Origin of the sequence: Pseudarthrobacter sp. NBSH8, assembly GCF_014217545.1 — a bacterium.
Lineage (GTDB): Bacteria > Actinomycetota > Actinomycetes > Actinomycetales > Micrococcaceae > Arthrobacter.
The window spans coordinates 657,717-675,267 of the sequence record NZ_CP043178.1; the positions used below are offsets into that span (position 1 = coordinate 657,717).

Genomic DNA, 17,551 nt, shown 5'->3' on the forward strand with positions numbered 1-17,551 from the left:
CCGGGATCAGACGCGGCAGAATCAGGCGCGCCAGCTCCGGGCACGGGCTGGCTCATACCGCGATCTCCGGTTTGAGCGTTTTGAGCGTCCAGTACTTGTGCTTCCGGACCGCAAAGGTGGACATCGCAGCGCCCAACAACGTGTAGCCGAGCAGCCCCAGGACAGTGGGCACGATCCCGGACAGCTCCGCGCCGTAGATGAGGTGCCGCATGCCCGTGACCACGTAGCCCATGGGCAGGATTTCGTGGACCACGTGAAGCGGCTGCGGGGTGGTCTGCCAGGGGAACGTGCCGCCCGAGGAGACCAGTTGGAGCACCAGCAGGATCAGCACCACCAGCTTGCCGGGCGACCCCAGCAGCGCCACGATGCCTTGGATGATTGCGCTGAAGGCCATGGCCGCGGCCAGCATAAACAGCCACATCAGTACTGGATGCGCGGGGTTGAGGCCCAGCGCCAGATTCACCACGAGGGTCAGCAGGCTCGCCTGCACCACCGAAACGGCCAGGAACGGAAGCCAGCCGCCGACGGCGATTTTCCAGGCCGGGGCGTTCGACGCCAGGGCCCGCTGGGTGATGGGCCGCATCGCCTGGACCAGCATGAAGATGCCGATCCACAAGGCGAGCGTCAGGAAGAACGGTGCCAGCCCGGCACCGTAGGAGTCCGCCTTCGCCTGGGAGACATTGCTGACCGCAACGGGATCAGCAATCACCTCTGAGAGGCTGCTCTTCTGCGAATCGTCCGGGTTGGGCACCTGCCCGGCTCCCTTGGCAATTTCGTCGGCCAACGTCCGTGAGCCGTCGGCTGCGGTGGCGGCCCCCGCCTCAAGCTGCCCCGCGCCGGCGTCGAGCGTTTGCGCTCCTTGGACGAGGCGCCCGGTGCCGTCCAGCGCGGACTGCTCGCCGGTGGCCAGCGTGGCCGCCCCGGTATGGAGCCGGTCCGCGCCACCGGAGGCCTGAACAATGGCGTCCTTCAGGGCCGGGGTGGCCGTTGCCAGCTGTGCTGCGCCGACGCTCACGGCCTCGGAACCGTCCGCGATCTGCTGGATCTGAGTGGCGTCGGCCTGGATCCGGGTTTTCGCTGCGGCCACGGGACTGGAGGCTGCCACCGTATCGAAGTCGGCCAGGATTTCGTCTGCCTGCAGCTGGGTGATCGCTTCGGATGCGACCAGGCGGGCATTCGATTCGATCACCCGCGTCCGGAGACCCTGGTCCGCGGCATCGAGCTGCGTGACGACGTCCTGGACCTTGGTGTTCAGCTGCGCATTCCCCGCTGCCACCTGTGCCGCGCCGTTGGCGAGGGTCCTGGTGTCGGTGGGCAGCATGGCGGTCTTCTCTTTCAGGACGGAGAGCCCGCTGCTGAGCTGCCCGGCGCCGTCGGTCAGCTGATTGGCGCCGTCACGCAATTTCAGCTGCCCGTTGTAGAGCTCGCCGGCTCCAGCGCTGAGCTCGCTCGTGCCCTTATGCAGGGTGACCGTCCCGTCGCGGAGGGTTGCCACGCCGTCCGCCAGCCGCCCGGCGCCGTCTGCGGCCTTGAGCATCTGGGCGTGGATGGTGCCGAAGCCCGTGAGCAGCTGGTTCGCCGTCTCTTCGCCCACTTCCTTGGCCACGGTTGTGTGCACCGCGGTGGTCAGTTTGTCCACGATGGTGCTCAGCAGGTAGTTGTTGGCATCGTTGGTGGTGACGTTCAGCATCGCCTGGCTGGCTGAATCGAAGCTGCCAGGTGAGACCAGGTTCGTCGAGAACTCCGCCGGGATCTTCAGCGCAAACGCGTACTTGCCGCTGCTGACCCCTGCATCGGCCTCAGCCGCCGTGGGGACCGCCTGCCAGTTGAAGACGTTGCCCTCCACGAGGCCGTCAGCCACCTTCTTGCCCGCCTGGAGCTCGGTGCCGTCGCTGGACGTGGCCCCGGTGTCTTCAACCACCAGGGCGGCCTCGATCTGGTTCAGGTTCCCGTAGGGGTTCCAGTTGGCGTACAGGTACACGGCCCCGTACAGGAGCGGCACCATGATCAGGGCCAGGATGGTCAGCTTTGGCAGCAACCCGCCGGTCATCCGCTTGAGTTCGGAACGGGCCAGCCGCAGCACGGTCACTTGGCATCCTCGGTTTCACGTAAGAGGGATTCGGTTTCTTCGTCTGTGAGGGCCGGCGCATCGGGTACTTCGTCGGCGTCGGGGAAAGCGTTGCCGATCACCGCGGCCGGCCCCGCCCACCCTGCCGGGAGGGCAGTAACGGTGACGACGACGGCGAGCGGCCGGCCGGCGTCGTACGCCAGCTCCTCAAGCCGCGGGAGCCAGTCCGCGGAATGCGCACCGTGCCTGTCGGGGGAGTCCACCACCAGGAGGTCGGTGTACGGGTTGGCGAGCGCCAGGGCTGTCAGCAGTTCAATGCGCCGGTCCGGGGCCAGCTGCTCAGTCCACAAGTCCGCGATGTCCTCGAAACTGTTGACTTTGAGCCAAGGCTGGCTGAGCAGGGCGCCCCGGTAGCGGCGGGGGATCAGGGCGAGGTCCTCGGTGACAAGGTCCCGGACGCTGAGGTGCTGCTCGGGCTCATTCACATTGGGGGAATCCACCAGTGCGCTCGCGAGCCTGAGGGATTTGGTGCGTTCGTTGGCGGCCCACGAGATCCGGCCGCCAGTAGGTTTCATGCGCCCGCTGATGGTCAGGGCAAGGGCTGTCCGCTGGTCCTGGCGTTCGGCGGTGACGAGGAGGAGCTCACCCCGGCCGACCCGCAGAGAGGTGGGCGGGAGCAAATCGTCGCGCCGGCCTTTCACATGGAGCTGCTGTACGGAGAGCAAGAATGGCCTTTCGACGGGGTATGTCCGCCCCAAGCCTAACTGAACTGACTGGTCAGTTCAAATAGCGCAGGCCCTTGTAGGCGCGCGGGCGGAGCAGGCCAGCGCGAACGGGCACTTGCGGCCCCGACTACAGGCCGTACTTTTCCAGGAGCCGCAGCCACACCTCGCTGACGGTGGGAAACGACGGTACCGCATGCCACAGCCGATCCAGCGGGACCTCGCCCACCACTGCGATGGTGGCGGCGTGCAGCAGCTCACCCACGTCCGGGCCGGCGAAAGTGGCTCCCAGCAGGACTCGGCGGTCCTCGTCCACCACCAGTTGCGCCCAGCCTTCGTAGTGTTCGGAATGCAGGGACGAACCCGACACCTCGATGGGCAGTTCCACGGACGCCACGTTGTAGCCGTCCCGCTTCGCCTGTTCCACTGTGCGCCCCACAGCCGCCAGTTCGGGGTCGGTGAACACCACATTGGGGACGGCATGCTGGTTGGCGGTCTGGGCGTACCGGCTCCAGGGCTTTGGGGTGCCGCGGAGCTCGCCCTTGGCGCGGGCCGCGATGGCGTCGCCGGTAGCGCGGGCCTCGTACTTACCCTGGTGGGTGAAAAAGTTGCTGCCGGCGGCGTCGCCAACGGCGTAGAGCCAGGGATCCTCTCCATCCGAGCCCTCCTCGCCCTGAACGTTCGGGGTGCCCGGCGCATCCGGGATGCCCTGGACTAGGCCAGTGGAGTCGGTAGTGAGTTTCAGCGGCTGCCCGTCCCGGGCCTCGAAGCCCAAACTTTCCAGGCCGAGGCCTTCGAGGGCGGGATGCCGGCCGGTTGAAACGAGGACCTTGTCGGCTGTGACAGTGGTTCGTCCGTCCGGCGCCCCGTCCTGAACCGTGAGGGTGAACGTGCCGTCGTCGTTTTCCCGGACACTTTCGGTGGACGTGTTGAGGCGGACCGCAACGCCGTCCGCGCGCAGCCCCGCGACCACAAGCCTGCTGGCCTCCGCAGGAAACGTGCCCAGCAGTCCGCTCCTGGCTACCAGCGTCACGTCCGAGCCCAGGCGTGCGAATGCCTGCGCCAGCTCTGTGCCCGCCACGCCGCCGCCGATCACAGCCAGCCGCTCCGGCACCTCCTTGGCCGAGGTGGCTTCGCGGGTGCCCCAGACCTGCAGGTCTGCCAGTCCGTCGATGGGAGGTGTAGTTGGCCTTGAGCCGGTGGCGAGGACGACGGCGTGACGGGCCTTGAGCTCGTAAGTGTTGCCGTCCAGCCCGGCTACTCCAACGGTGCGTGGCGCGGTGATCCAGCCGTGGCCGCGGATCAGCTCAATCCCGGCATCTTCCAGCCACTTCACCTGGCTGTCGTCCTGCCAGTTTGCGGTGAAGTAGTCCCTGCGCTTAAGGACTGCCGCTGCATCAAGTGTCAGTGTGATGGCTTCCACCGCGCCCGGTACGGACTGTGCGCCGTGCAGGGCCGTGCCTGGTCGAAGCAGGGCTTTGGATGGCATGCAGGCCCAGTATGAGCATTCGCCGCCCACCAGTTCGGCTTCAATGAGGACGGCCGTCAGGCCGCCCTGGACCACCCGGTCGGCGACGTTTTCCCCCACGGCACCGGCGCCGATCACAATGACATCGAATTCACGTTGCAGCGTTGCAGGCGTCATTCGTCCAGCCTACGCCCGCCTCCCTTGAGGCGGGGAGTGCCGCCGTCGTCAATCCTGTGACGCAGAACTGCGTAACATTTGACCACGCATGGCGGGCTCACCCGCGCGAATCCAGGGGCGGTGCAGGGGTTTGCGACCAGAAGTGACGCATTTCCGTCGGCCTGCCCCGGCAGTTCCCGAAGCGGAAGACGGGTGCCGCCCGGGGCCTAACTTAAATGACAAAAGGCCCGTACCGGCGAACCGATACGGGCCTTGCTCTGTGCGCCCAGAGGGATTCGAACCCCCGGCCTTCTGTTCCGTAGACAGACGCTCTATCCAGCTGAGCTATGGGCGCATCTTGTGTTTCGCGGAGTTTCTTGCTCCCCGAACCTCGAATTACTTTACGCGAGGGAGGGCCGGAGTTCCAAATCGAGAAGCCTGTAATCTAGCCAACTAGACCGGTCTAGGTGACCTTCGTCACTTAATTCCACCAATTTGTCCGCCTTTTCCTTGAATTTGCGCGGTTTTCGGTTCAAACGCTCACCAACGTGCACGGCTGGTCCAGTTTGGGTCCCTTGGCGGCCAATAGCATTTAGTCCACACCGATGAACCCGAGGAAGGGAACCGCAATGGGCGATCTCGCAAGACTGCCGCTGCTTGAGAAAGCACCCACTACACATGCTGGCCTGCTGGCATGGGTCGAAGAGGTTGCTGAACTTACTCAGCCGGGCCGCATCCACTGGGTTGACGGTACCGAAGAGGAAAACACGCGTCTCACTGACGAACTCGTCGCAGCAGGGACGCTGACGCGCCTGAACCAGGAGCTCTTCCCTAACTCTTTCGCGGCATTCTCTGATCCCGCGGACGTAGCCCGTGTCGAAGAGCAGACCTTCATCTGCTCCGAGAAGGAGCACGACGCCGGCTTCACAAATAACTGGATGGCCCCGGTCGAAATGAAGCAGAAGCTGCGCGGACTGTTCGGCGGCTCCATGCGCGGCCGCACCATGTACGTGATCCCGTTCGTCATGGGCCATCTGGATGCCGAAGATCCCAAGTTCGGCGTCGAGATCACCGACAGCGCCTACGTTGTTGCCTCGATGCGCATCATGGCCCGCATCGGCACCGACGTCCTGAACCGGATCACCGAGACCAATGCCTTCTTCGTGCCGGCCCTGCACTCCCTGGGTGCGCCGCTCGAAGCCGGCCAGGCCGACGTGCCGTGGCCGTGCAACCCGGACAAGTGGATCGTGCACTTCCCCGAGGAGCGCTCCATCTGGTCCTTTGGTTCCGGCTACGGCGGCAACGCGCTGCTGGGCAAGAAATGCTACGCCCTCCGCATCGCCTCCGTGATGGCCCGCGACGAAGGCTGGCTGGCCGAGCATATGCTCATCCTGAAGCTGACGTCGCCGGAGCAGAAGACGTACTACGTCTCGGCTGCCTTCCCGTCTGCCTGCGGCAAGACCAACCTCGCGCTGCTCGATCCCACCATCGAGGGCTGGAAGGTGGAAACCCTTGGCGACGACATCACCTGGATGCGGTTCGGCAAGGAAGGCGAACTCCGCGCCGTTAACCCCGAGGCCGGCCTCTTCGGCGTTGCCCCGGGCACTGGCTGGGGCACCAACCCCAACGCGATGCGCGCCATCGCCAAGGGCAACAGCATCTTCACCAACGTCGCACTGACCGACGACGGCGGCGTGTGGTGGGAGGGTATGACTGAGGAAGTGCCTGCTCACCTGACCGACTGGCAGGGAACTTCCTGGACCTCGGACTCCGATAAGCCGGCAGCCCACCCGAACTCGCGCTTCTGCACGCCGATCGACCAGATCGACATGCTGGCCGAGGAGTACAACAACCCGGACGGAGTGGAGCTTTCCGCGATCCTGTTCGGCGGCCGCCGCAAGTCCACCATCCCCCTGGTGACCGAGGCCCGCAGCTGGTCAAACGGCATCTTCATGGGCTCCACGCTGTCCTCGGAGACCACTGCCGCTGCAGCCGGAGCAGTAGGCGTTGTGCGCCGCGACCCCATGGCCATGCTGCCCTTCATTGGCTACGACGCCGGCGATTACCTGAACCACTGGGTCAATCTGTCCGCCAAGGGCAACCCGGAACGCCTGCCCAAGATCTTCCTGGTCAACTGGTTCCGCCGCACGGCCGAGGGCGGCTTCGCCTGGCCTGGCTTCGGCGATAACGCCCGCGTCCTCAAGTGGGCCATCGAGCGACTGGAAGGCAAGGCAGGCGCCGTCGAGACGCCGATCGGCTTTGTCCCCACGGGTGAATCCATCGATCTTAAGGGCCTGGATATGACGCCCGCACAGGTCGAAGAGGCTGTCCGCGTCGACCCGGCAGAGTGGGCCACCGAGCTCGCATCCATCGAGGAGTGGTACGCCAACTTCGGCGGTTCCCTCCCCGAGGCGCTGCAGTCCGAGCTTGCCGGCCTGAAGTCCCGCCTGGGCTGAGTCCCCCGCTAATCACGACGGCGGCCCCGCACCTTTTGCAAGAAAGGTGCGGGGCCGCCGTCGTCGGTATTCCGGGTGGGCCCACGCTGCCGAGGGGCCCCAGTCGAGCTTGCGAGATTGGGGAGGCAGTGGGGATTAGCTGGCCAGCCAGATGTCCGGTCCGAAGACCTCGTAATGGATTTTCGTGGCGGGGATGCCTGCGTTGATGGCCTCGTTGCGGATGTGCTTCATGAATGGCAGCGGTCCGCAGAGGTACAGCGATGCGTTGGCGGGCAGGTCCACTTCACGCAGCGACATGAACCCTTTGTTGGCCCCGTCGCGTGGCTCTTCAAGCCACAGCTGTAGGTCAGCGCCGTCCAGGCGTTCGACGTCGTCCGTCATCTGACTGCGCAACGCCCAGCTGTCCAGCGTGCTTTCCGCGTGCAGCACCAGCACCTGCCGGTCGGAGCCCGACTCGGCGAGGGACCGGAGGATCGACGCCGTCGGCGTGCAACCGATGCCGGCCGATGCCAGAACCACCGGGCCGTCGCCGTCCTTCAGGGTGATCTCGCCGTAGGGATTCGAAATTTCCAGGACGTCGCCAACCTCGACGGCGTTGTGCAGCACAGGGGAGACCTCGCCGCCGTCATCGATCTTGGTGGTGAAGCTGCGGCTCGTACCTGCATCGCCCGAAAGTGAGTACTGCCGGACCTGGCGAAGGCCGTCGGGGAGTTGGACCTTGACGCTGACGTACTGGCCGGCCAGGGCGGGCGTGACCGGGGTGTCGTCTGCGGGTTCCAGCGTGAAGGTCATGGAGCCGGTACCGGCATGGTCCTTTGACGCAACCTTCCATGGCGTCCACATCTTGCCGTTGGCCTGTGCTGCGTAAAGGCCCTTTTCGAGCTTGATCAGGGCGTCGGCCATCAGCCAGTAAACCTCGGTCCAAGCTTCGGCGATTTCCGGGGTAATGACTTCGGCCAAATCCTCCGCGATGGCCGCGAAAAGGTGCTCGTAGACCACCTGGTACTGGGGCTCAGTGATGCCGAGTGACGCGTGCCGGTGGGCGATGCGGGACAGCACGGTTTCGGGGAGGGTGCCCGGGTTGTTGACCAGGTGCGTGGCGAAAGCGGCGATGCTTCCGGCCAGCGCCTGCTGCTGGTCGCCCGAGCGCTGGTTGGAGCGGCTGAACAGGCCATCCAACAGTTCCGGGTGGGCGGCGAACAGCCGTGCATAGAACTTGGGAGTGATGGCGCCGATCCGGGAACCGACGAGCGGCAGCGTGGCCTCAATGACGGGGCGGGATTTGTCCGAGAGCATGTGTACTCCTGCGATAGGGGCCGGGCTTGCGCCCGGTCAATGTGAATACTTACATTTGAAATGCGTATATTCGTAACTCAAGTTCTACACCTCGTAGAAGTTGGAATCAAATTGGCGGTGAGGTGGGCGCGGCGCGGGGCTACAGGCCGGGGCGCAGGCCGATCATCTGGAAGACGGGTGCCATCTGCCGAGAGCCGGGAAGTTCGGCCACAACAACTCCATCAAGTTCCCGGTAAAACGCTTCGCGGGCGCGGGCCAGCGCGGCGCGAAGCGTGCATTCGTGGATCAGCGGGCAGTCGCCGCCCGGCGCGACGCAATCGGCCGCATCCGTCCGGGTGTCAAGGTCCCGCAGGACCTGGCCCACCGTTGCCCGGCGGCCAGCGGGGCTGAGCCTGGATCCGCCCGACCTGCCGCGCTCAACGTCGATCAGGCCCAGTGTCCGCAGTTTGGCCATCGCCTTGCTGACGTGGTTGTACGGAGTGCCCACGGCATCGGCGATGTTCTGTGTAGTCAGGAGGGTGGCCCCGGGCGCGGCGGCCAGGACCATCAGCGCCCGAAGGCTGACGTCTGCGAAGGCGTTGATTTTCACGGCAACCGGGGCGCGGTCTAGCCCACCCAGACGGTGGGTTCGCTGGTGTCAGCGGCGAGCTGGCCAAACTCCCATTCGTGCGTCCCGGTGTTGGCGGTGTAGGGGAGGACCGCGGCGAAGACGGATCCATCGCGGTGTTCGGCAGCCACATGGATGGCATCTGTTTCTTCCTCGATCAAGAGGATGTCGCAGACGACAGCGGCGGCCCGGAAATCAGCCCGGTTCTGCCGGAGCAGCTCGGTGAGGTCGCTGATCATCGTGTCCGCGTCGAAGTCAGCGTCGGAGCCGTCCTGGGCATCAGCCGGTGTAACGGCCACGAGGCGGACTTCGCCGTCGTTCTCCACCACCAGTGCGAACGGCAGGAAGCCGCCGTTTCGCTCGAGCTGTTCCTGGGCTGCGCCCACGCCTGTGCCCAGTAGGTTTTCCAGGTCCGTGGCCGAGGCCTCCGGAACGGAATCCCGCCAAGAAGCCACCGCAGCGGGGCCGTCGGTTTCTGTGGCTTCGTAGGCCACTTCCGGCTTAGCGCCTGACATTGGAGAGCACGCGGTCGCGGACGCGTTCCATCGTGGACCGGTCCGTTGCTTCCACGTTCAGGCGGAGGAAGGGTTCCGTGTTGGACGGGCGCAGGTTGAACCAGAAGCTGCCGTCATTTGCCGTGAACGTGCTGCCGTCCATGGTGTCCACGGTGATGTCCTCGGCGGCGAAGTCGGTGCGGACACGCTCAACGGCGCCGGCCTTGTCCTGGATCTCCGAGTTGATCTCGCCGGAGGAGACATAGGGTTCGTACTCGCGGCCGAGCTCGGATAACGGTCCGTCCTGCTCGCCGAGGGCAGCGAGCACGTGCATGGCTGCGAGCATCCCGGTGTCTGCGTTCCAGAAGTCGCGGAAGTAGAAGTGGGCTGAGTGCTCGCCGCCGAACACGGCACCTTCCTCGGCCATGACTGCCTTGATGAAGGAGTGGCCCACGCGCGTGCGGACGGCGCGGCCGCCGTCGTGCTCTACCAGTTCCGGCACTGCACGGGAGGTGAGCAGATTGTGGATGACCGTGGGCGTCGCCTCGCCCTGCGCCTGGGCGCGGGCGATTTCGCGGCGTGCCACCATACCGGTGACGGCCGACGGCGACACAGGCTCGCCCTTTTCGTCGATGACGAAGCAGCGGTCGGCGTCGCCGTCGAATGCCAGGCCGAGATCGGCGCCGTGCTCAATGACGGCCGCCTGCAGGTCGCGGAGGTTTTCCGGCTCGAGGGGATTTGCCGGGTGGTTCGGGAAGGAACCATCCAGCTCGAAGTACAGGGGGATGATCTCGAACGGCAGCTTGGGCAGGAGGGCGTTGCCCAGCACCGCCGGCGTGGTGAGGCCGGCCATGCCGTTGCCTGCGTCGACAACTACCTTGAGCGGCCGGGATCCGGAGAGGTCCACCAGCTGGCGGAGGTACTCGGAGTAGTCCTTCAGGACGTCGTGGACGCCGATCAGGCCGCGGGCGGGGGCCGCCGGGATGGAGCCTTCGTTGAGGTACTGCTCGGCGAGTGCCTGGATCTCTTTGAGGCCTGATTCGGAGGAGATGGGCTGCGCGCCGGCCTTCGACATCTTGATGCCGTTGTATTCGGCAGGGTTGTGGCTGGCGGTGAACGTGGCGCCGGCGGCGTTGAGGGAACCGCAGGCGAAGTAGAGCTCATCGGTGGAGATCAGGTCAAGGAGCTTGACGTCGGCTCCGCGGGTGGCCGCACCGTCGGCGAAAGCCTTGGCGAACTCGGGAGAGGAGGGACGCATATCGCCGCCCACCAGGATCGTCTGTCCTTCCAGTTCCAGGACATCAACGAACGCGGCGCCCACGGCTTCGACGATTTCAGCGGTGATGGATTCGCCCACGATGCCCCGGACGTCGTAGGCCTTGAAGGATGCCGAGAGGTCAAAAGTCTTTGTCTGTTCGCTAGTCACGGGTCTTATCTTACGTGGAGCCGCGGACCTTCCCGGTTGTCCACATACGGAGGTCCCGGCTTTATGGGTGTCGGTGCGGGCTGGGATACTGAATCAATGGTCGATACCCAGAACGCCGCCCTTCTTTCCGCTTCCCCTGACTCACCGTCCGCCACAAAAAGCCAGGCTTTGGAGGTTCTCCGCGAACTTGTGGGGCATCCGGAGGCGGATTTCCACGACGGACAGTTTGAGGCGATTGAAGCGCTGGTCGACGGCGGCCGGCGGGCTTTGGTGGTCCAGCGTACCGGTTGGGGAAAATCGGCGGTGTACTTTGTGGCGTCCCTGCTGCTCCGGCGCCGCGGGGCCGGCCCTACCCTGATCGTTTCGCCGTTGCTGGCCCTGATGCGGGACCAGGTGGCTGCCGCTGCCCGCGCCGGAGTGCGTGCTGTGGCCATCAACTCGGCGAACCAGCTGGAATGGGACACCGTCCGGGAACAGCTCGCCGCCGATGAAGTCGACGTGTTGCTGGTGTCGCCGGAACGGCTCACCAACCCGTCCTTCCGCGAAAACCAGCTGCCGGAGCTCATTCGGCGGACGGGCCTGCTGGTGATTGACGAGGCACACTGTATTTCGGACTGGGGCCACGATTTCCGGCCGGACTACCGCCGGATCGCTGACCTGATCACCCGGCTGCCGGAGTCCGTTCCTGTCCTGGCCACCACTGCCACGGCGAACTCGCGCGTGGTCCATGACATCGAGGAACAGCTTGGCGCGGGGGTCCTCACCATCCGCGGAACCCTGGGCCGTGATTCCCTGCGGCTGGGCGTCCTCACCCTCCCGAATTCGCGCGAACGGCTGGGCTGGCTCCTGACGCACCTGGCCGACCTGCCCGGCAGCGGCATCATCTACACGCTGACAGTTTCCGCCGCGGAGGACACCGCCCGGCTTCTCGCCGAAGCCGGGCACACCGTGCAGGCCTACACCGGCAGGACCGATCCCGCGGACCGGGAGCGCGCGGAGCAGATGCTCAAGGACAACCAGGTCAAGGCGCTGGTAGCCACCTCGGCGCTCGGCATGGGCTTCGACAAACCGGATCTTGGCTTCGTGGTCCACCTCGGGGCACCGTCTTCCCCCGTGGCGTATTACCAGCAGGTGGGCCGAGCGGGCCGTGGTGTGGCGAACGCAGATGTCCTGTTGCTGCCGGGTTCTGAGGACCGGGATATCTGGCAGTACTTCGCCACCGCTTCCATGCCCTCGGAGGAAAAAGCCACAGCGGTGCTGACGGCGTTGGCTGAGGCCGGCACTGCCGTGTCAACGGTTGCGTTGGAGGCCCGGGTTGATCTCCGCCGCACTCCGCTGGAGCTTCTGCTGAAGGTCCTGGCCGTGGACGGCGCCGTGGAACGGGTCGGTGGCGGGTGGCGTTCAACCGGCCAGCCCTGGATCTACGACGCCGAGCGCTACCGTCGGATCGCCGAGGCCAGGGTGGATGAGCAGGACTCCATGGTGATCTACCAGGACACCGCCGGATGCCGGATGGAATACATCACCTCGGTCCTCGATGATGAGACCGCGCACCCCTGCGGGAAGTGCGATAACTGCGCAGGCCGCTGGTTCCGGGCTGACATAGCCGCGGATGCCACGGCAGCGGCGGGCCAGACACTCACCCGCGCCGGCGGCGTCCTGGAGGCACGGCTGCAGTGGCCCAGCGGCATGGACCGCCTGGGCGTTCCGGTTAAGGGCAAGATCAAGCCGGACGAAGGGCTGGCGGACGGCCGCGTGCTGGCCAGGCTGACTGATCTCGGCTGGGGCGGCGCACTGCGGGAACTTTTCGCGGCCGGCGCCGCGGACCGGCCGGTGGATCCCGCCATGCTGCAGGCCTGTGTCCAGGTCCTGCGGGAATGGGCTACCGGTGACGGCCGGAACCCGGGCTGGAGCGGTGCAGGACGGCCGGCCGCGATCGTCAGCATGCCTTCCCGCAGCAAGCCCGAACTGGTCCGGTCCCTTGCCCAGGGAATTTCTGAAATCGGCCGGATCCCTTACCTTGGCGAGCTGGCCCTGGGCCACGGCGGACCCACGGGAAGCCGCGGCGGCAACAGTGCGTACCGGCTCGCGGGAGTCTGGGACCGTGTGGTGGTGGGGCCGCAGCTGGACGTGGCCATGGCATCACTTCGGGGCCAGGGCGTGATGCTGATTGACGATCTCGTGGACAGCCGGTGGACCGTTACCGTTGCTGGACGTGCCCTGCGCCAGGCGGGGGCGGGGGCTGTTCTTCCGCTGGTGCTTGCCCAGGCCGGCTGACCTCGGCGCCAGCCTGCCGGTGCAGTGACACGCTGTCCGCCGTACTCAAGAGCATCAGGACGGCCATGGTGAGGAAGGCCCCGCGGAAGGGGCCGGCGTGATCGGCGGGGAAGGCCCCCGCGCCGTCGAAAATCCGGATCAGCAGGGCGCCAACAGCGATGCCGGCCCCTGCAGCGAGCTGCACCAGGGTCGCCGACACGGAATTGGCCGACGTCAGCTGGGCGGGCGCGATGTCCGCGTACTGCACTGACGCGTAGGCGGAGAAGCCGATGGAGCGGAAAGCCCCGCTGCAGACCAGCAAGGCGAAAGTCAGGGCCTGCGGCGTGTCCGGAGTGAGCAGGGCGCACAGTGCGAAGGTCACCGCCGAGGCCAGGGAGCCGAAGACCAGCATGGCCCGGAAACCGAAACGTCGGATCAGCGGCGTGGTGGCCGGCTTGATGCCGATGTTGCCGATGAACACGGCCGCGACCATGATTCCTGCGTGCAGGGGCGACCAGCCGAAGCCGGTCTGGAACATAAGCGGCAGGAGGAACGGCACCGAGCTGATGGTCAAGCGGTAGACAAACCCGCCGGTAGCCATGGCCCGGAATGTGCGCGTTGAAAAAACACTGAGGTCGAACAGAGGATTTTTGGCCTGCCTCATCCACAGTACGGCCGCCGTGAGGGCACACCCGCCTGCAGCGGCGCTCAATGCAGCCCATGGACCGTCGGGGTGTGCGGTGGCCAGTTCCAGGCCCACCACCAGGGCGCCCACGCCGGTTGTGGTGAGGAGCAGGCCCAGCCAGTCCAGCCGGCGGGTGCTGTCCCCTGCGCCGGTTGGAACCAGCCTCAGTGCGGCGATGAAGGCAGCCGCGCCCAGCGGAAGATTGATGAGGAAGATCCAGTGCCACGACAGGTAGGTGGTCAAGGCGCCGCCCACCAGCGGCGCCAGTACGGGCGCCAGCAACGCGGGCCACACCAGGAAGGCCGTGGCGCGCAGGAGTTCGGACTTTGGTGTGCCGCGCAGTACCAGGAGGGTGCCAACAGGAACCATCATGGCCCCGCCGGCGCCCTGCAGGATCCGGCTCAGCGTCAGCACGGTCAGGTCGGGGCTGACGGCGCAGGCCAACGAGGCGAGCGTAAAGAGGGCAATTGCGACGCAGAATACTTTGCGCGCCCCCACGCGTTCAGCGAGCCAGCCGCTGAGCGGAATTCCCATGGCCACGGTCATGAGGTAGGCCGTCATGGTGATGTTTACGTCCGCGGCCGGAACGCCAAAGTCGCTGGCGATGTTGGGGATGGCGGTGGTCAGGATGGTGCCGTCCAGGAACTCCATAAAGAACGTGGCAGCCACCAGTAGCGCCAGGCGGGGATTCCACGCCTGGCTTGTGCTGGTTTCCGTCCCTGGGGCGTTGCTTGCTGCCATTCCACTATCCTGCCACCGCCGCCCCGGGTGGAGCCCCTGGCGTCCGCACCCCGGACCGTCAGCCCAGCCCGCGGACCACGCCCGGCTCCTGCCCCGGGAACGCAAAAGGCCCCGGTCCAGGACCGGGGCCAAACGCGGAGACGGGGGGATTTGAACCCCCGGTGGAGTTGTGCCCCACACTTCATTAGCAGTGAAGCCCATTCGGCCGCTCTGGCACGTCTCCAATGGCTATTACTAGCCCACCAAGGATACGCAGAACGGGGCACGCAGTGCAAAACGGCCGTCGAACGCCTGTCCCAGGCCCGGCCCACAACGTCCGGGGCGCCGCCTGCGGGCGGAAAGACCTGCGGAAGACCTGCGCCGGGAGCGGGTTAGCGGGAGCGGATCATCCTGATTTCGTGAAGGTCTTCCCAATCTGCCACGCGGTCCTCGGCCCCGTCAGGAGCGAATCTCAGCCGTTCGTAGAATCCGATGGCCTTGCCATTTCCAGCGGCCACCCAGAGGCTGGCGGGCCCTGCGCCGAGTGCAGCCTCAAGCAGCCTGCGTCCCAGACCGAGGCCCTGATGGGACTTAATCAGATAGAGCCCCCACAGCTCCAGGCTCCCTGAGGTGGGCAAATCCTGATCGGTGTCCCCTTGCGGCACTGTGCGGGTTGCGGAGAACCCCACCACTGAACCGTCCACGCACGCCACCCAGGCGGCCGGCTCTGGGGCAAGCAACAGCTGACACCACATCGGCAGCCGGTCGGCCGGTTTCAGGGCAGCCAGGAAGGCGTCTGACATCAAGCCAGGGTAGGTCTGCTGCCAGCACTGGGTGTGGACTTCGGCCAGTTGGACGGCATCAGCCGGTCTGGCCCGCCGGACGTCCACGCAGGCCGCTACGCTCATCCGCCTGCCAGCGTCCGCCACAGGAAGTGCTGGCTGCGGGCCTGCAGAGCGGCGGCCTGCCGGTTGTCCGACGCCCCGGCGTGGCCGCCTTCCAGCGCCTCGTGGAACCAGACATTCGGGATGCCCATCGCCTGCATCCGGGCAGCCATCTTGCGGGCCTGGACCGGTCCCACCCTGTCATCCGACGTGGCTGTCCAGATGAATGTTTCGGGGTACTCCACACCGTCCCTGAGCAGGTGGTACGGCGAGAAGGCCTTGATGTACTCCCATTCCGCCGCCACGTCCGGGTCGCCGTATTCGGCGATCCAGGAGTGCCCGGCGGAGAGCCTCGTGTAGCGCCTCATGTCCAGCAGCGGAACGCCGCAGGAGACGGCTCCGAAAAGCTCCGGGTAAGTCGTGAGCATGTTGCCCACCAGCAGCCCGCCGTTGGACCCGCCCACGCAGCCAAGCCGCTCCCGGGAGGTGACGCCACGGTGGACGAGGTGCTGCGCCACGGCGGCAAAGTCCTCGAAGGCGCGGTGCCGGTTTTCCTTGAGCGCGGCCCGGTGCCATGAGGGCCCGTATTCGCCGCCGCCGCGGATGTTGGCCACCACGTAGACGCCGCCGCGGGAGTGCGCTGCCTCGCCGGGCACGCCAGAGGTGGCGGTCCGGCGTTCCAGCCAAGCACGGCCGACTGTTCCGCTGTACGCAGGGGTCCGGGAGACTTCGAAGCCGCCGTAGCCGGAGAGCTGTGTGGGGTTCTGCCCGTCCAGGACCAGGTCCCGCGAAGCCACCTGGAAGTAGGGGACCCGGGTGCCGTCCGCGGACACGGCGAAGTGCTGCTGCACCTCGTATTGGTGGTCGTCAAAGAACGACGGCGACGCCTTCACTTCCGCATGATGGCTCACCACGCCAGTGCTCACCTCATCAGCGCTCACCTCACCAGTGCTGCCGGAACCAGCGCGCTCCAGCGTTCCGCGCATCAGTGTGCTGGGGGTGGTGAAGCCGGTGGCGACCAGCCAGAAGTCGTCGCCGGCACCGCCGTCGGCCGGTCCTTCGTCTTCGTCATCCACCGCGTAGGCGTTGACGTCGTGCAGCGGCGGGCAGGCGTCCAGCAACGAGGAAGCCCAGGCGCCCCCGCTGGTCGCGCCGCCGTCGGACGCTGCGCCCGGCGCGGAGGGATCCAGCACCCGGATTTCGGACGAGACGTCCCGCAACAGGTTCAACAGCAGGAAATTCCGGGTCCAGCTCCACGACTGCAGCGACGTGTGCGCATCCGGGGCAAAAAGCACCAAGAGCTCCCGTGAGCCGGCAAGGTAGTCCTCGAACTTCGCGGCCAACAAGGAACCGGCGGGGTACGTCGTGCCGTCCAGGGACCAGTCCTGCTGCGGCCGGAACAGGAGCCACTCGCGGTGCGCGCTGAGGTTAACGTCTGTCGGCGCGTCAATCTCCAGCCAGGCGTCGTCCCAGCGGATAAACGTGCTGCGGTTGTAGAAATCGATGTAGTCCACGGCGAACGTGCGCTCGAAACCGGGAGTGGAATCATGCGCCACCACAGCCATCATGTGGCCGTCCGGCACCTCAAAAAGCCGGGCAGCCGCGGAGAGGGTTTCGCCTCGCCGCAGGGTGACGGCGGTCCGGGCGTAGGAGGAGGCGGTCCGCGGCAGGTTCCCGGCCGTGGAGGCGACCAGCAGTGTGTCCGCGTCCAGCCACGAGACGTTCCCCTTCGCCGTCGGCAGGTCAAAACCGCCGCTGGCAGGGTCAACGAACGTGCGGGTCCGGACGTCGAACTCGCGGTAGCGGTTGGCGTCGCCGCCGTCGGGGGAGAGCGCCAGCAGGGCCAGGCGGTATGGTTCGCCGGCGGCAGGGCGCAGGAACGTGGCACCGTGGAACACCCACTCTTCACCCTCCGCGTCGGCGAGGGCATCCACATCCAGCAGGACGTCCCAGTCGGGGGAGTCCGTCAGGTAGCTTTCCCAGGTGGTGCGGCGCCACAGCCCCTTCGGGTTCGCCTGGTCCTTCCAGAAGTTGTAGTACCACTCGCCGCGTTTGCCCACCATGGCGATCCGGTCCGTGGAGTCCAGCACCTCCAGGATGCTTCCTTCCAGGCCTGCGTAATCGGCGTCCTCCAGGAGGTCCTCGGTGCGTGCGTTCTGTTCCCGGACCCAGGCAAGCGGTGCCTCGCCGTAGATTTCCTCCAGCCAGACGTTCTCATCGGTGGGTTCGGGGGCGGGCGATGAACCGGGCGCTTGATCAGCTGCAGTGGTGGTCATGCGCCCCATCCAAACAACAATTTCGCGCCGTAGGCAA

The 17,551-nt window shown here is 66.2% G+C and carries 12 protein-coding genes and 2 tRNA genes; 2 read left to right on the forward strand and 12 right to left on the reverse strand.

Features of this window, described 5'->3' with window-relative positions; all coding sequences use genetic code 11:
• Nucleotides 1-52: 52 nt before the first annotated feature.
• The 4 genes from FYJ92_RS03080 to FYJ92_RS03095 form a co-directional block, all read right to left on the reverse strand.
• Nucleotides 53-2,089, reverse strand: coding sequence for a YhgE/Pip family protein (locus FYJ92_RS03080; RefSeq protein WP_185262557.1), 2,037 nt, complete (start codon nucleotides 2,087-2,089; stop codon nucleotides 53-55).
• The gene (locus tag FYJ92_RS03085; RefSeq protein WP_185262558.1) at nucleotides 2,086-2,793 is read right to left on the reverse strand and encodes an ABC transporter ATP-binding protein; all 708 of its coding nucleotides are present in this window, start codon (nucleotides 2,791-2,793) and stop codon (nucleotides 2,086-2,088) included. The genes FYJ92_RS03080 and FYJ92_RS03085 overlap by 4 nt, the downstream gene beginning before the upstream one ends.
• A gap of 127 nt (nucleotides 2,794-2,920) precedes the next feature.
• Complete coding sequence (locus tag FYJ92_RS03090) at nucleotides 2,921-4,435, reverse strand: NAD(P)/FAD-dependent oxidoreductase (RefSeq protein ID WP_185262559.1); 1,515 nt, start codon at nucleotides 4,433-4,435, stop codon at nucleotides 2,921-2,923.
• 260 nt (nucleotides 4,436-4,695) lie between these two features.
• Nucleotides 4,696-4,769: transfer RNA gene (locus FYJ92_RS03095), tRNA-Arg, on the reverse strand.
• A gap of 274 nt (nucleotides 4,770-5,043) precedes the next feature.
• Here FYJ92_RS03095 and FYJ92_RS03100 point away from each other — a divergent pair.
• Nucleotides 5,044-6,870: a phosphoenolpyruvate carboxykinase (GTP) gene (locus tag FYJ92_RS03100; protein ID WP_185262560.1), complete on the forward strand. Its 1,827-nt coding sequence runs from the start codon at nucleotides 5,044-5,046 to the stop codon at nucleotides 6,868-6,870.
• Between the two features lie 135 nt (nucleotides 6,871-7,005).
• Here FYJ92_RS03100 and FYJ92_RS03105 read toward each other — a convergent pair whose 3' ends face one another.
• From FYJ92_RS03105 to FYJ92_RS03120, 4 genes are all read right to left on the reverse strand, one after another.
• On the reverse strand, nucleotides 7,006-8,166 hold the full coding sequence (locus tag FYJ92_RS03105) for a globin domain-containing protein (protein ID WP_185262561.1): 1,161 nt from the start codon (nucleotides 8,164-8,166) through the stop codon (nucleotides 7,006-7,008).
• 139 nt (nucleotides 8,167-8,305) lie between these two features.
• Nucleotides 8,306-8,755, reverse strand: a complete 450-nt coding sequence (locus FYJ92_RS03110; protein WP_185262562.1) for an Rrf2 family transcriptional regulator — start codon at nucleotides 8,753-8,755, stop codon at nucleotides 8,306-8,308.
• A 17-nt stretch (nucleotides 8,756-8,772) separates the two neighbouring features.
• Nucleotides 8,773-9,288 (reverse strand): hypothetical protein, encoded by a 516-nt coding sequence (locus tag FYJ92_RS03115; protein ID WP_255482276.1) that lies wholly within the window; start codon nucleotides 9,286-9,288, stop codon nucleotides 8,773-8,775.
• Nucleotides 9,275-10,693 carry a phosphomannomutase/phosphoglucomutase gene (locus FYJ92_RS03120; RefSeq protein WP_185262563.1) on the reverse strand — a complete coding sequence of 473 codons (1,419 nt, stop codon included), beginning with the start codon at nucleotides 10,691-10,693 and terminating at the stop codon, nucleotides 9,275-9,277. Before FYJ92_RS03120 ends, FYJ92_RS03115 begins: the two co-directional genes overlap by 14 nt.
• Before the next feature lie 96 nt (nucleotides 10,694-10,789).
• Here FYJ92_RS03120 and FYJ92_RS03125 point away from each other — a divergent pair, with 96 nt between their 5' ends.
• On the forward strand, nucleotides 10,790-12,970 hold the full coding sequence (locus FYJ92_RS03125; RefSeq protein ID WP_185262564.1) for a RecQ family ATP-dependent DNA helicase: 2,181 nt from the start codon (nucleotides 10,790-10,792) through the stop codon (nucleotides 12,968-12,970).
• On the opposite strand, the gene FYJ92_RS03130 is transcribed toward FYJ92_RS03125, so the two are convergent.
• The 4 genes from FYJ92_RS03130 to FYJ92_RS03145 all read right to left on the reverse strand — a co-directional run bounded on the left by FYJ92_RS03130 (nucleotide 12,894) and on the right by FYJ92_RS03145 (nucleotide 17,514).
• Nucleotides 12,894-14,375, reverse strand: a complete 1,482-nt coding sequence (locus FYJ92_RS03130) for an MFS transporter (protein WP_185262565.1) — start codon at nucleotides 14,373-14,375, stop codon at nucleotides 12,894-12,896. The genes FYJ92_RS03125 and FYJ92_RS03130 overlap by 77 nt on opposite strands.
• A 135-nt stretch (nucleotides 14,376-14,510) precedes the next feature.
• Nucleotides 14,511-14,598, reverse strand: a tRNA-Ser gene (locus FYJ92_RS03135).
• Between the two features lie 148 nt (nucleotides 14,599-14,746).
• Nucleotides 14,747-15,157 carry a GNAT family N-acetyltransferase gene (locus FYJ92_RS03140; protein WP_255482277.1) on the reverse strand — a complete coding sequence of 137 codons (411 nt, stop codon included), beginning with the start codon at nucleotides 15,155-15,157 and terminating at the stop codon, nucleotides 14,747-14,749.
• A gap of 101 nt (nucleotides 15,158-15,258) precedes the next feature.
• On the reverse strand, nucleotides 15,259-17,514 hold the full coding sequence (locus tag FYJ92_RS03145; protein WP_185262567.1) for a prolyl oligopeptidase family protein: 2,256 nt from the start codon (nucleotides 17,512-17,514) through the stop codon (nucleotides 15,259-15,261).
• Nucleotides 17,515-17,551: the final 37 nt, after the last annotated feature.

Excerpts from the sequence above, each read along its gene's own strand:
- FYJ92_RS03090 (WP_185262559.1), bottom strand. The coding sequence starts at position 4,435 with ATGACGCCTGCAACGCTGCAACGTGAATTCGATGTCATTGTGATCGGC.
- FYJ92_RS03140 (WP_255482277.1), bottom strand. The coding sequence starts at position 15,157 with ATGTCAGACGCCTTCCTGGCTGCCCTGAAACCGGCCGACCGGCTGCCG.
- FYJ92_RS03145 (WP_185262567.1), bottom strand. The coding sequence starts at position 17,514 with ATGACCACCACTGCAGCTGATCAAGCGCCCGGTTCATCGCCCGCCCCC.
- FYJ92_RS03125 (WP_185262564.1), top strand. The coding sequence starts at position 10,790 with ATGGTCGATACCCAGAACGCCGCCCTTCTTTCCGCTTCCCCTGACTCA.
- FYJ92_RS03115 (WP_255482276.1), bottom strand. The coding sequence starts at position 9,288 with ATGTCAGGCGCTAAGCCGGAAGTGGCCTACGAAGCCACAGAAACCGAC.
- FYJ92_RS03130 (WP_185262565.1), bottom strand. The coding sequence starts at position 14,375 with ATGGCAGCAAGCAACGCCCCAGGGACGGAAACCAGCACAAGCCAGGCG.
- FYJ92_RS03100 (WP_185262560.1), top strand. The coding sequence starts at position 5,044 with ATGGGCGATCTCGCAAGACTGCCGCTGCTTGAGAAAGCACCCACTACA.
- FYJ92_RS03105 (WP_185262561.1), bottom strand. The coding sequence starts at position 8,166 with ATGCTCTCGGACAAATCCCGCCCCGTCATTGAGGCCACGCTGCCGCTC.